10 protein-coding genes are annotated in these 13,763 nt (G+C 63.1%); all 10 read right to left on the bottom strand.

Features of this window, described 5'->3' with window-relative positions:
- Window positions 1-28: 28 nt before the first annotated feature.
- Window positions 29-3,601, bottom strand: a complete 3,573-nt coding sequence (locus ACVWZT_RS16280; RefSeq protein WP_457470273.1) for a glycosyltransferase — start codon at window positions 3,599-3,601, stop codon at window positions 29-31.
- Window positions 3,602-3,671: 70 nt separating this feature from the next.
- Entirely contained in the window at window positions 3,672-5,255 is a 1,584-nt protein-coding gene (locus ACVWZT_RS16275; protein ID WP_296231593.1) for a flagellar hook-associated protein 3, read from the bottom strand.
- A gap of 13 nt (window positions 5,256-5,268) precedes the next feature.
- Complete coding sequence (flgK, locus tag ACVWZT_RS16270; protein WP_457470271.1) at window positions 5,269-7,299, bottom strand: flagellar hook-associated protein FlgK; 2,031 nt, start codon at window positions 7,297-7,299, stop codon at window positions 5,269-5,271.
- 12 nt (window positions 7,300-7,311) lie between these two features.
- Window positions 7,312-8,466: a flagellar assembly peptidoglycan hydrolase FlgJ gene (flgJ, locus tag ACVWZT_RS16265; protein ID WP_457470270.1), complete on the bottom strand. Its 1,155-nt coding sequence runs from the start codon at window positions 8,464-8,466 to the stop codon at window positions 7,312-7,314.
- Between the two features lie 11 nt (window positions 8,467-8,477).
- On the bottom strand, window positions 8,478-9,587 hold the full coding sequence (locus tag ACVWZT_RS16260; RefSeq protein ID WP_296231599.1) for a flagellar basal body P-ring protein FlgI: 1,110 nt from the start codon (window positions 9,585-9,587) through the stop codon (window positions 8,478-8,480).
- Window positions 9,588-9,599: 12 nt separating this feature from the next.
- A complete protein-coding gene (gene flgH / locus ACVWZT_RS16255) occupies window positions 9,600-10,295 on the bottom strand; it encodes a flagellar basal body L-ring protein FlgH (protein WP_289130956.1) in 696 nt (231 codons plus the stop codon).
- A gap of 45 nt (window positions 10,296-10,340) precedes the next feature.
- Window positions 10,341-11,126 carry a flagellar basal-body rod protein FlgG gene (gene flgG / locus ACVWZT_RS16250; RefSeq protein WP_170031158.1) on the bottom strand — a complete coding sequence of 262 codons (786 nt, stop codon included), beginning with the start codon at window positions 11,124-11,126 and terminating at the stop codon, window positions 10,341-10,343.
- Window positions 11,127-11,173: 47 nt separating this feature from the next.
- Complete coding sequence (locus ACVWZT_RS16245; RefSeq protein ID WP_296231604.1) at window positions 11,174-11,914, bottom strand: flagellar basal body rod protein FlgF; 741 nt, start codon at window positions 11,912-11,914, stop codon at window positions 11,174-11,176.
- A gap of 226 nt (window positions 11,915-12,140) precedes the next feature.
- Window positions 12,141-12,326, bottom strand: coding sequence for a hypothetical protein (locus ACVWZT_RS16240; RefSeq protein ID WP_289130957.1), 186 nt, complete (start codon window positions 12,324-12,326; stop codon window positions 12,141-12,143).
- Between the two features lie 72 nt (window positions 12,327-12,398).
- A complete protein-coding gene (gene flgE, locus ACVWZT_RS16235; RefSeq protein ID WP_296231605.1) occupies window positions 12,399-13,754 on the bottom strand; it encodes a flagellar hook protein FlgE in 1,356 nt (451 codons plus the stop codon).
- Window positions 13,755-13,763: the final 9 nt, after the last annotated feature.

Genomic DNA, 13,763 nt, shown 5'->3' with positions numbered 1-13,763 from the left:
AGCCCACCAATGGCAAGCGACAGGTTGTTCAGTCCGCGAGCCAGGCGTTGGCCCATTGTTGCAAGTGCTGTGGCATCAGCACGTAGTCACGCAGTACCGCTTCGCGCAGGGCGTCGCCCTGGCGGTAGCTGGCCTGGGGGTCGGCCAGGTGCATGCGAATCGCCTCCAGCCACTGTTCGGAGGTGTTGTTGCGTACCCGGGTGCACGGCAGGTAGCCGTCATAGGCCTTGGTATCGGTGCAGATCACCGGGAAGCCGCAGGCTCCGTACTCAAGCAGGCGCAGGTTGCTCTTGCAGTCGTTGAACAGGTTCTGCTCGAGCGGTGCCAATGCCAGGTCGAGGTTGAGGCTGGCCAGCTTCTGCGGATACAACGCCAAGGGCACGCCTTTGTGGAACTCTTTCACGTAGGGCTGCAGGACATCCGGGCACATGCCGAAGAACACCCAGTCGACCTCGTCGGCCAGTGCCTTGACCACGTCCAGCAATAGCTCCAGATCGCCCCGATGGCTGGTCCCGCCTGCCCACCCCACGCGCGGCCGCGCGCTGCTCTGACGCTCGCTGGCAAGCCCGGCCCACAGCCTTGCGGCGAGCATGTTGGGCACTACCCGGATATCGTGGTGCATGCCCGACAAGGCATCGGCTAGCGGCTGGGTCGACACCACTACCCGGTCACACAGGGCAATACCCTGGGTGACCAGCTCACGCATGTTGGCCGGCATGTTCCGTGAATGGGCGTTCTTTTTCGGCACGTCGATGATGTAGTCATCGATCTCGTAGATGCGCCGGGCGCTCGACAGGCGCTTGAAGCGCGCCATTTCATCGATCGAGTTGATCGTGTAGCGGCACTGCAAGATCATCACGTCGGGCTTCTCTCGCTCGATCTCGATCATCTCGGGAGTACTGAAATCAAGCCGCCCCTGGATCCAGCCAGCGCGCTCCAGTTCGGTAAACGGCTGTGCGACCCGGTAGTGTCCGACCGCAGAGGTGTTGATCGGCAATGCCAGGACCGACGGCAGTACACGGCTGATGAACGGGTCCCAGCCACGGCGTTGCCCGGCGTCGAGGTTGAAGCTGGCCATTTTCAGGCTCAGGTTACGGTTGTAGGCCGGGTCACGGGCAACCTTGGCCAGCCAGCGTTCATGAAAGATGTCTTTGTCCAGCATCTTGCGCTGGCTGTCCACCGCTACATCGCGGGTCGAAGCGAAGCGGCCGAGTACCGCATAGGGTGTCCACACCGCCAGGTAGCCTTGTTCGCGAATGCGCAGGCAGAGGTCGGCGTCCTGTAGGCCCCCCTTGAGGCCCTGCACATCGAAACCACCCAGCGTAGCGAACAGATCGCGGCGCACCAGCAGACAGTCGAGACTCAGCGCACTCCAGTTCTGCACGGCGTTGAGCCGGAGCATGTAGCCACCACTGTCAGCCGGCATGCCGACGAACGGGCTGCTGACGCCACCATGCAGCCCCAGCACCAGCCCGGCGCCAAAGACTTCACCGGTGTGGGTGCACAACTTGGGTGCAACCACGCCGACCTCCGGGCGCTGGGCGTGGGCCATCATTTCGTCCAGCCAAGGGCGGTCGAAGGCGATGCAGGCACTGTCGAGCATCAGCAAATAATCGCCACGAGCAGCCTCGCTGGCCTGGTTCAGCTGCAGCACCTGGCTGCCGCTTGCAACCTCGATGACACGCAACTGATCGCTGCCAAGCCCCTGCATGGCCTCTAGCCACTGGCGCAGGTCGGCCGGCGTATCCGGCGAGGCAATCAGCAGCACTTCGAAGTGACCATACTGGGTGTGTTCGAACAGCGACTCGACACAACGCATTGCCGTGCCAAGGTGGTCACCGAGCACCACCAGGATCGAAACGCTGGATTGCACCGGGTGCTGGTACGTCACCCGGCACAATGGCACACCTTCGGCACCGACCACCTCGGCTTCGACACCCAGCCGCCGCAGGTGGGCCTGCACCAAGCGTGGCGCCTGCTGCGCGCAGCGCGGGTCGTGCAGCCACTGGCCATAGTCCCATTGGCAGTGCACCAGCAGTTCGTCGATGTGTTCGATTGCCTGCAAGCCCTGGCTTTCGGCCAGGCGCCAGAGCAAATCGTGGGGCGCGAGCAGGTCGAAGTCAGGGTCGAAGCCACCGACTTGGCGCAGCGCTTCACAGTTGAAGGCCAGTACACGCCCGACATAGGGCAGGCTGCGCATCAGGTCGAGGTTGAAGTCTGGCTTGAAGATGGGCGTTGTCGGGCGCAGGCTGTCGTGGCTGCCTTCGTCGACATAGATACAGGCACGTTCGCGCAGCGCCATGCGCTCACCCATGATCGCCAGGGCATGTGGCACCAGGCGGTCGCCAGCGCGCAACAGCAAGACCCAGTCAGCATCATCGGCACGCGCCAGGCGCGCCTGCAACTGGGCCAGCCCATTGCCCTGCACGAGCATGCGTTCGACCCCGATCGCGTCAGCCAGCTCCAGCGCCGCAGGCGCCAGCAGCCAGCTGCGGGCCGCGCCATAGGACTGCGCGGCGAGGCTGTCGAGGGTCGCGCGCAAGGCCTGTTCTTCCCCCGCTTCAGCCCAGATCACCGGGACGATGCGCGGCTGCCAGCCCCATTGCTCGATGCGCTTGGGCAGCGCCCGCTGCTGGGCCTCGGACAAGCTGCGGCATTCCAGCCATTGGGCATACACCTCTTCAAAAGACAGGCAATCGGTGCCCACCTGCTGCCCCTGGCGTGCCTGCTGCGCGCTATAGAGCCGGTTCAGCTCGTATTCTTCCCATTGCGCACCGGCCTCACCCTGGTAACGCTCCAGCGGCAGGTAGCGTACCCAGCCACTGGCCGGCGCGGCCTCGCTCGCCCGTGCCGCCAGCATCGCCTTGAGCCAGTCGGTCTCGATGGGGAACGCCATGGTCATGCCTGCCTGGTAACTCAGGCGCGCAGGGTGCAGGCGCTCCATGCTGAGGAAACGTGACAGGTGGCCGAGGTTGCCACGACGCATGAGGCAGATGTACAGGGCCATGTCCAGGCGCGCGACGAAGCCGCTGCCATCCTGCACCAGGGCCGGCAGGAACTCGGCCACCAGGTCGCGGCGCAGCAGCGCGTGGCTCAGCCCGCCGAACAGGTTGGGCGCGTTGGTCTCCAGCGCTTCGAGCAGGTCGCTGCCCTTGACCACCGCGTCCTCCGGGCACATCACCGCGTTGAGCATGCGCGGCGGCAACAAGGCGTCGTCTGCCGCGCACAGCATGCGCTGGCAGATGGTCATGCTGACATCGGCATGCTGCGCCATGAGCCTGGCCTGCAAGCCGACGCATTCGGGGAACAGGCGGTCATCATCACAGAGGAACTTGAGCAACGGCCCCCGGGCATGCTCCAGGCACACCATCAGGTTACGGGCGAAGCCCAGGGTTTGCGGGTTGCGCACGTAGCGCACCGGCTTGCCGGTCTCGCTCATCACCGCATCGACGATTGCCGCGATTTCCGGGCCGCGGCTGTCATCACAGACCAGCACCTCGAGCATCGGGTAATCCTGCTCCAGCGCGCTGAGCAGGGTTGCGCGAAAGAACTCGGGGTTGAAGGCCGGGATGGCGATGCTGACGAGGGGCTGTTGGCTCACGGTAATGACCTTGAAGAACGGCGTGGCCAGCACCGTCAGGGCTGGCCCGCAGATGACGCCAGGAGAGGTATCAGATGTAATTGACCAAGGACAGCCCGGCGACCTTGGCATAGGCCTGCAACGAAGCCTGCAGCATGTTGGTCTGCATCTGCAGGCGCAGCATCACCTCGGCCGGGTCGCTTTCGCGAATCGAACTCTGTGTCTTGGCATTTTCGGTACTCAGCGCTTCGTTGGTTTCGGACTGCACGTCCAGTGCCTGGCCACGGCCACCAATGGCGCTGACCGACGCCGACACCTGATTGGTGGCACTGGCAATGTTGCCGATGGCCGCATCCAGGGAAGCCCGAAACTGCTGGCGGGCCACCGGGTCGCCATCCACCGGGCTGTTCAGCGCGGCGCGCAGCTTGCCGATGGTATCCAGCACATTCTGGGTCTGATGGGTGTCGACCTTGATCGCGAACGAATCTCCGGCGCTCGGCGCGCCCGACAACTCGAAGCTGACACCCGCCGCTGTCGCAGTGGTACCACCTGCCCCACCGAGGACACCGGAGGCCACCGGCCGGCTATCGGCAGTCACGGGTGCCGCATACAGCTCGAAGCTATTGGTGCCGGTGAACTTGAGTACCGCACCACCGGAAGGAAATGCCGCATCGTAGGCAGCCTGATCGGTGATCGTCGCGCCGGTAACCTGCTCGGAAGAGCTGTTGCCCGGGCTGCGGGTCCCGGACACTTCATCCGCACGGGAGCCCAGGGTGAAGGTGTGACCGGCGATGACTGCGTCTTCGTTACCCTTGTCGCCATCCTGGAAAGTAATGTCCAGACGCAGGTCGACGCCACGGAAACTGATGGTGGTGTTGTCGCCGTTGGGGTCGAACTTGCCGCCCTGGCTGGCTTCGAGCGTGACGTCATTGTTGTTGGCGTCAGTGATCTTGTATTCAGTGCTGCTGATGAACTCGATCGTGTACGGCTCGCCGCCACGGAACCGGTCATTGTAAGTCGCGCTGCCCGACACCTGGCCGTTGGACAGGCTGACCCGGCCATCATCGGTGGCTGGCGCAGTCAGCGTCGTCTGGCTGCGGCTGGTATTGAGCGCCTGCTCGAAGGCGTCGTAGCCTGTCTCGTTGGCTGCCAGGGTGAGCATGTCGCCAACCTGCAGGTTCAGCTTGCCCTGGTCGCCCTGGTAGCTGTAGGTGCCATCTGCATTGCGCACGTAGGGCGGCGTATCGCCTTTGGAACCGGAGAAGATGTACTTGCCATTCTCGTCCCTGCTATTCATCAGGGTGAACAGCTGGTCTTCGAGCGAGGCGAGTTCGTCGGCATTGGCCTTGCGATCGGCGTCGGTCATCGAGCCGTTGCCAGAGCTTACCGCCAACTCGTTGACCCGCTGCAGGATGGTACCGATCGAGTTCAGTGTACTTTCGGCAGTGCCCAGCGCGTTGCGCACGCTGGTGATGTTGCCCGAGTATTGCTTCAGCAGGTTCTGCTGTTGCTCCAGCTGCAGCAGGCGAGCTGCGCCAACCGGGTCGTCCTTGGCCGAACGCACGCGAATGCCATCGGAGGCTTCCTGCTGGGTCTTCACCGCGTTGGAGAAGTTGCGCTGGTAGTTGGCCTGGTTGGTGTTGTAGAACTGCGAAGTGGAGATGCGTACGCTCACGATCTACGGCTCCTTAAAGACTGTTGATCAGGGTGGCGAAGGTTTCCTGGGCCGCCTTGATGATCTGCGACGACGCGGTGTAGTACTGCTGGAACTTGATCAGGTTGCCGGTCTCTTCGTCGACCGACACTCCCGACAGGCCGTTGCGGCTGTCCAGTGCAGAGGTATGCAACGCCGAGGTGGCATCACTGTCCATCTGTGCCTGGCCAGCCTTGCCGCCGACGTTGGACACCAGCTTGGCGTAGGCATCGGTGAAGCTTATGCCCTTGCCGTTGGCACCGACCTCCACCGTGGACTTGGTCTGCAGGTCGAGTACCGACTGGCCATTGCGGTTGTCCGCCGAGCCCGCGCCAGTCAGCGCTACGGTGTAGCTGTCACCGTTTTTCGGGGCGCCGGAAACACTCATCTCGAAGTTGAAGCTGGCGCCCAGCGAATTGCCGCTGCCATCGACCATCGGCACCGACAACTGCAGCTTGTTTTCCTGGCCGGGGATGATCGTACCGCTGCCGATGCTGTTGCCCTTGGCGTCGTACAGGGTATAGGCCTGCGGCGATGTGCCTTCGTCACCGAACACCAGCTTGACCGGGGTCGAATACTTCAACCCGGTCTGCAGCTGCGAGCGCTGGGTAGCGTCGTAGATGTCCATTTCCGAGGTCAGGGTCGGCTGGGTAATCACGCCGGTGCCCTTGTTACCCGCCCCGCTGGTGGCAGTCAGCGGCGCGGCCAGGGCCAGGCGCTTGGGGTCGGTGAGCACGGTGTCGATGCCCGCCGCAGCGTTGCGGGTCGGGGTGATCTTGAAGCTGTCGCCGGCACTCAGGCCGCCACCGTTGAGCGACAGGGTGAAGCCGTCGATGACCGGCGGCGGCGTGTCGCCGAGGTCGAAGCTGCCCATGTCGGTGCCTTCCGGCAACTTGCGCACGCTGTAGCCAGTGGCGCTGGTGAAGGTCACCTGGTAATCGCTGGTGGACAGTTTGCCGGTGTCCTTGATGGTCACGTCAAGGTTGCCGGAGCCGGCGCTGTTGCCAGCCTTGGCAATACTGCGCTGGCTGATGGCCGCAGCGCTGTTGATGTCGCCGAACAGGGTAGCGCCGAAGCTACCGTTCTTGTCGATACCCTGGGCCAGTTGGCTGTTGATTGCATCCGCCACCACCAGGGCCACGCGGCCCAGCTCGTTGAGGGCGGGATCGAGGGTTTCCTTGCGGTAGCGGATCAGGCCACCCAGCTCGCCACCGCTGGTGGTGCCGGTGATGTCCATCTTGGTCGAGCCACGGTTGAGGATCAGGCTCATCCGTGTCGGGTCGGTCGCGCTCGGCTCAACGCCCAAGGTCTGGGTGGTCTTGCCGAGGACCAGGGCCTGGCCATTCTTCAGGTAGACATCGTAATTGCCGTCGCGCTCCACCACATCGGCACCGATCAGTTTGCTCAGCTGGCGCACAGCGCCATCGCGCTGGTCGAGCAGGTCGTTGGGCTGGCCGGAGATGGACGTGACGCGAGAAATCTGGTCGTTGAGGTCTGCAATGCTCTTGGTCAGGTTGTTCACCTGATCGGCGAGCGACGTCATGTTGGCGTTGATGTCGCTGTTCTGCTGGTTGAACTGTGCCGACAGGGTGTTGAAACGCTTGGCCAGCGACTGCGCGCTGGTCAGCAGCAGTTGTCGCGAGGCGTCCTCGGTCGGCTTGGCCGAGGCATCCTGCAGGGCACCGAAGAAGCTTTGCAGCGCAGCGGTGATGCCGGTATCGCTGCTGGACAGGGCGGTATCCAGCGGCGTGATCTGGTTCAGGTACGAAGAAGCATCGCTGCTCAACGAAGTGGTGCTGCGCAGCTGGTTTTCCAGAAATGCGTTGTATACCCGGCGCACATCGGCCAGCGTGGTGCCGGTACCGATGAAGACCTGGCCGACTTGCTGCCCGCCCTTGGTCTTCTGCACATTCTGCTGGCGTGAGTAGCTTTCGACATCGGCGTTGGCAATGTTGTTACCGAGGGTGTACATCCCCGATTGCGCGGCGCCAAGCCCCGACATACCAATGTTGATCAGACTCGCCATGGTTCCATGCCCTTAAAGTTTCGTTGCAGTACCGAGCATTGCGTAGTGCTCGTACGACTTCATCTGTTTTGCGATCTGCGAGATCTTGCTGGCGTAGTTCGGGTCGGTGGCGTACCCGGCCTTCTGCAGTTCGCGCGCGAATTGTTCTGGGTTATCGGCAGATTTCACCGCATCTTGATAGCGGGCATTGTTCTGCAACAGGCTGACCAGGTCGTGGAAGCTGTCCTGGTAGGAGTCGTAGGAACGGAACGCCGCCGTTTCCTTGACGAACTGGCCATCGCGGAACTCGCTGGTGATCGCCCGCGCCGAGTCGCCTTCCCAGTTGCCGCTGGCCTTGATGCCGAACAGGTTGTGGCTGCTGCTGCCATCGCTGTTGCGCATGACCGATTTGCCCCAGCCGGTTTCCAGCGCCGCCTGCGCCACCAGATAGCGCGGGTCGATACCAATGCGCCTGGCTGCTTGTTCGGCCATCGGCAGCATGGTGGCTATGAATTCGTCGCTGTCGGCGAAGGCCTTTTTCGGTGCCAATGGGGGCTGCGCCACCGCACGCCCGAGGATGCGCAGGCCGTTGTCCGGCACGGCAAAGGTCTCGGCCACCTGCTGGCCGTCACGCGCCGGCACGGCAGCGCTGTTGGCGCTGGCGGCCGACGGCACGATGCCAGCCAGCAGGCGATCGGTAAGCCTGCTCGGCAGCGCCAGACGCCGTGAATTGAGCGCGGCCACGTCGTTGCGACTGGCGGTCGCCTGGGTGGCATGCACCGGCTCGGCCACCCTGCTGCCCCACAGCGCCGGGGCGCTGCCCTCGATGCGCGGGAACGGGCTGGTGTTGGCCGGCGCGCTCTTGTTCTTGGAGAGCTGGCGCACCAGCACGTCCTGCAGCCCGATACCGCCGCCTTCACGAGACATGCTTACGGCCAGCTGCTGGTCGTACATGTCACGGTACTGCTTCACCGTCTCGGTGTTCATCGGGTTGTCGTCGGCCAGCACGTCACTGGCCTTGCGCGAAGCCTTGAGCATTTCGCTGATGAACAGCGACTCGAATTCCTGGGCCACCTTGCGCACGTTGGCGTCGCTGTCGCGGTCGCCGTGCTTGAGCGAACTCAGGCGGTTGAGGTCGGTATAGGCACCACTGTCGGCGCTGCCGGAAACCAGGCTTTTACTGTTCATCCGCGCCGTCCTCAGATCACGATCAGGTCGGCCTGCAAGGCGCCGGCCTGTTTCAGGGCTTCGAGAATCGCCATCAGGTCGCTGGGCGCAGCCCCTACCTGGTTAACCGCGCGGACGATTTCATCCAGCGTGGTGCCCGGGCCGAACTTGAACATCGGCTTGGCTTCCTGCTCGGCATTGACCCGAGAACGCGGCACCACAGCGGTCTGGCCATTGGAGAACGGCCCCGGCTGGCTGACGATCGGGTCTTCGGTGATGGTCACGGTCAGGCTGCCGTGGGTCACCGCCGCCGGCGAAACCTTGACGTTCTGGCCGATGACGATGGTGCCGGTACGCGAGTTGATGATGACCTTGGCCACGGCCTGGCCTGGGTCGATCTCGAGGTTTTCCAGGATCGACAGGTAGTCGACGCGCTGGCTCGGGTCCATCGGCGCGGTGACCCGCACCGAGCCGCCGTCCACGGCCTGGGCCACGCCAGGGCCAAGCAGGTCGTTGACCTTGTCGACAATGCGCTTGGCAGTGGTGAAGTCCGGGCGGTTGAGGTTCAGGGTCAGGCTGTTGCCTTGGTTGAAGCCGCTCGGCACCGCCCGTTCGACGGTGGCGCCACCGGGAATGCGCCCGGCCGACGGAACGTTGACGGTGATCTTGGAACCGTCACGGCCTTCGGCGTCGAAGCCACCGACCACCAGGTTACCCTGGGCGATCGCATAGACGTTACCGTCGATACCCTTGAGCGGGGTCATCAGCAGGCTGCCGCCGCGCAGGCTCTTGGAGTTACCGATGGAGGACACGGTAATGTCCACCACCTGGCCCGGCTTGGCGAACGCTGGCAAGTCGGCATGCACCGACACCGCCGCGACGTTCTTCAGCTGCACGTTGCCGGAGCCGGCCGGGACCTTGATGCCGAACTGCGACAGCATGTTGTTGAAGGTCTGCAGGGTGAACGGCGTCTGGGTAGTCTGGTCACCCGTGCCGTTGAGCCCCACCACCAAGCCATAGCCGATCAACTGGTTGGAACGCACGCCAGAAATGCTGGCGATGTCCTTGAGGCGCTCGGCTTGGGCACCGAACGCGCAGGACAGGAGCAGGGTCGCGGCAATCAGCTGCCTTACGTTGAACATGTTCATCCGTACTCAGAAGGGCCAAAGCGGGCTCATGAAGAAGCGATCCAGCCAACCGGGCTGGCTGGCATCGGCGAACGAGCCGGTGCCCGAATAAGTGATGCGCGCATCGGCCACGCGGGTGGACGGTACGGTGTTGTCGGTAGCGATATCGTCCGCACGGATCAGGCCGGCGATACGCACCAGCTCCTCGCCGGTGTTCAGGGTCATCCACTTTTCGCCGCGCACGGCGACGATGCCATTGGGCAGCACCTCGGCCACGGTCACGGTGATGGAGCCGGTCAGGGTGTTGCCCTGGGTGGCCTTGCTGTCGCCTTTGGTGGTGCGCTCGCCGTTATAGCCGGCTTCCAGCGACAGGTCGCCACCGCCAAACGGGTTATTGGTGTTCGGCGTGCTGCCGAACAACGAGGTAAGGCCGATGTTGGCGTTGCTGTTCTTCTGGATCTGCGACCCTGCGTTCTTGCTCGCCGAAGTGCGCTCGTTGAGGGTGATGGTGATGATGTCACCCACGCGGAACGCCTTGCGGTCGGTGTACAGGCTCTGCTCGAAACCGGCCTGGTAGATCGAACCGTTGTTGGCTGCAGCCGGCAGCGGGGTGCGCGGCAGGACCGGCGCATAATACGGGTCGTTCGGCTTGGGCGTCGGCGCGACGCAACCTGCCAGCACGACCGCCCCCCCCAGGGCGAACACAGACAACAAACGCTTCATGACACTTACCTCACGGTGTAACGGGAGTGGAACCTGCACTAGGGCTTAGAGCTGCTGGGTAACGAACGACAGCATCTGGTCGGCGGTGGAGATGACCTTGGAGTTCATCTCGTAGGCACGCTGGGTGGTGATCATGTTCACCAGTTCTTCCACGGTGCTGACGTTGGAGTTCTCCAGGGTCTGTTGCAGCGTGGTACCGAAACCGTTGAGGCCCGGGGTGCCGACTTGCGGCGCGCCACTGGCTGCGGTCTCCAGGAACAGGTTGTCGCCAATCGCCTGCAGGCCGGCCGGGTTGATGAAATCGGCGGTCTGGATATTGCCGATCACCTGCGCTGCCGGGTTGCCGGCGGTGGTGATCGACACGGTGCCGTCCTGGCCGACGGTGAAGGTCTGGGCGTCATTCGGCACCACGATCGCAGGCTCCAGGGCAAAACCCTGGGCGGTGACGATCTGGCCATCGGAGTTCAGGTGGAAAGTACCGTCACGGGTATACGAAACCGTGCCATCGGGCTGCAACACCTGGAAGAAGCCACGGCCGTTGACCGCCATGTCCAGCGGGTTTTCCGTGGTCTGCAAGCTGCCGGTCTGGAAGTTCTTCTGCGTGCCGACGATGCGCACACCGGTACCGACCTGCAGCCCGGAAGGCAGTTCGCTGTCCTGGGTGGATTGCGCACCTGGCTGGCGCTTGATCTGGTACAGCAAGTCCTGGAACTCGGCGCGATCACGCTTGAAGCCGGTGGTCGAGACGTTGGCCAGGTTGTTGGAGATGACCGTCAGGTTGGTGTCCTGGGCGGACAGGCCGGTTTTTGCGACCCAAAGAGCCGGAAGCATGTAAGTTCTCCTCGTGCGCCTGTTTTACGGCACCCGTTCAAAAGTGATTAGCCGATTTGCAAAACACGCGCCATGGCTTCGTCGCCTTCCTTGGCCGCGTTCATCATCTTGACGTGCAGTTCGAATTGACGGGACAGCGCCAGCACCGAGGTCATTTCTTCCACGGCGTTGACGTTGCTGCCCTCCAGGAAGCCTGACACCACCCGCACATTGACGTCGGCGGCGGCTGGCTGGCCATCCTTGGTGTGGATCAGCCCGTCCAGGCCCTTGGTCAGGCCTTTGCTGTCCGGGTTGACCAGCTTGATACGGTCGACCTCGGCCATCACCCGCGGGTCTTCACCCATGGAGCGGATGCTGATGGTGCCGTCGGCGCCGACTTCAACCTTCTGCTCTGGCGGAATGGCGATGGGGCCGCCATTACCGATCACAGGCATGCCGTTGCCGGCACGCAGCACACCCAGGGCGTCGATGTTCAGGCTGCCGGTACGCACATAGGCTTCGCTGCCATCGGGTGCCTGCACGGCAATGAAACCTTTGCCGGTCACCGTCACGTCCAGGTCGCGCCCGGTTTCGATCATCGGGCCTTCGCTGAAGTCGGTGGCCGGGCGCTCGGTCATGGCGAAGGCCCGCGCCGGAAAGCTGTCGCCGAACACCGGCATCGAGCGTGCCTGCTCCAGGTCACGCTGAAAACCGTTGGTGGAAATGTTCGCCAGGTTGTTGGCATGGGCCTTCTGCGCCAGCGCGTTCTGGCTGGCGCCGGTCATGGCCACGTAAAGCATCTTGTCCACAGTCATCCTCCGCTGCACTGGCGACCGTTTGCCGCTCGCCGTTGCTGTACAGGCTCTAAAGCAAGTTCCGAACCAACTTTCTGAAATCGTTGAAAAGCCCGGGAATACGGGCTTTTGCGGGGGTTTGCCAAAGCGCGGACGCCGGTTATCCGGCGCCGGGTTGCCGAAGGCGGCAATCCGCAGCAACGTCTTCGCGGGCACACCCGCGAAGAGGCCGGCCAGCCAGTCAAGGCTCGCGGCAAGCACCATTGGTGAAGGGTCCGGCGAATTTTTTCCAGCCCTCCCCCGGCGGCCATTGCGAACAGACCAGGCGCCCATCCACCTGGCTTTCCCAGCGCCACCACGGCGCGGTCCCGGCCTGGGCCTGGTACAGGCACGCTGCAGCAACCAGTGCGACAAGCAGTTTTTTCATGATGCCCCCTGCAAAAACGACGAACCCCTTCACGACAAAGGGGTTCGTCCTGACACGCTCAGCCAGCGACCATCAGGTCATCTGGATGATGGTCTGCATGATGGTGCTTTCGGTGGAGATGGTCTTGGCGTTCGCCTGGTAATTGCTCTGCGCCTTGATCAGCTCGACCAGTTCCTGGGTCAGGTTGACGTTGGAGGCTTCCAGCGAGTTGGACTCGACGCTGCCCAGGGTACCGGTCTTCGGCGCATCGATGCCCGGAATGCCGGAGGTGTAGGTCTCGGTCCAGCGGGTACCGCCGATCTGCTGCAGACCCTGCTCGTTGGCGAAGCTGGCCAGCGCAACCTGGCCAATGGCACGCGACTGCTGGTTGCTGAAGCTGGCGAACAGTACGCCGGTCGAGTCGATGCTCAGGCTCGACAGGATGCCAGTCGCATAACCATCCTGGGACTGCGACATGCGCGCGGTCTCGGTGTTGTACGAGGTGGTGCTGTTCATCGACAGGCGCATGCCGTCGGCATTGCCTGCGGCACCATTGGCGATCCAGTTACCCGCCGAGTCTTCCACCGCAGGCACCCAACCAGTCATGGTGAAGGTGTTGTTTGTAACGGTGAAGGACGAGCCCGCCGGGTGACCGGTGTTGTCAGCCGTCATGCCCTTGACCGAGCCATCGCTGTTGAAGCTGATGGTGCCGGTCAGCGGTGCAGTGGAGGACGGGTCGAACGGGTTGCGCCCGTCAACCAGGGTATACATGGTCCATTCATTGGTGCCGGTCTTGCGATAGAACTGCTCCATGGTGTGCTCGTTACCCTGGCTGTCGTACACCTTGGTCGGGAACGACTTGCTGTAGGTCTTCTGGTCAGAAGGGTCGAACGGCAGGTTCGGCACCATCGCACCGGTACCATCGTCGACTTCCAGCGGGATGTCGGCAGCCGAAGAATTCAGGTTGATGCCCTGGTCGATCAGGGAAGTGGCCCTGGGCTGCAGTGCCGAGGTATCGATTTGCAGATCGGTCAGCACGCCCTTCTGGATCTTGCCGGTCGAATCTGCGGCATAGCCTTGCAGGCGCAGGCCGTCCGCGGTAACCACGAAGTTGTCCTTGCTGGCCTGGAATGCCCCGGCGCGGGTATAGACACGCGAGCCGTTATCGGACAGCACGAAGAAGCCCTGCCCCTGGATCCCCATGTCCAGCACGTTGCCCGTGGTGTTCACGTCGCCCTGGGTGAACTGCTGGGAAACGGCCGCCAGGCGCACACCATTACCCACCTGGTTCTTGCCCACGCCCAGGCGGTTGGAGCCGGCATAGACATCGGCGAACTCGGCGCGCGACGACTTGAAACCGTTGGTATTGACGTTGGCAATGTTGTTGCCGGTGACATCCAGCTGCTTGTTTGCTGCGTACAGACCGCTAAGGCCGATATTGAAAGACATGAATTCGCT

The sequence above is a fragment of the Pseudomonas sp. TE21394 genome (assembly GCF_054057835.1).
Note: the sequence above shows the minus strand (reverse complement) of the source record. Positions and strands in the feature narration are given on the sequence as shown.

Coding starts and splice junctions, on each gene's coding strand:
- ACVWZT_RS16240 (WP_289130957.1), bottom strand. CDS start 12,326: ATGAAAAAACTGCTTGTCGCACTGGTTGCTGCAGCGTGCCTGTACCAG.
- flgE (WP_296231605.1), bottom strand. CDS start 13,754: ATGTCTTTCAATATCGGCCTTAGCGGTCTGTACGCAGCAAACAAGCAG.
- flgH (WP_289130956.1), bottom strand. CDS start 10,295: ATGAAGCGTTTGTTGTCTGTGTTCGCCCTGGGGGGGGCGGTCGTGCTG.
- ACVWZT_RS16260 (WP_296231599.1), bottom strand. CDS start 9,587: ATGTTCAACGTAAGGCAGCTGATTGCCGCGACCCTGCTCCTGTCCTGC.
- flgG (WP_170031158.1), bottom strand. CDS start 11,126: ATGCTTCCGGCTCTTTGGGTCGCAAAAACCGGCCTGTCCGCCCAGGAC.
- flgJ (WP_457470270.1), bottom strand. CDS start 8,466: ATGAACAGTAAAAGCCTGGTTTCCGGCAGCGCCGACAGTGGTGCCTAT.
- flgK (WP_457470271.1), bottom strand. CDS start 7,299: ATGGCGAGTCTGATCAACATTGGTATGTCGGGGCTTGGCGCCGCGCAA.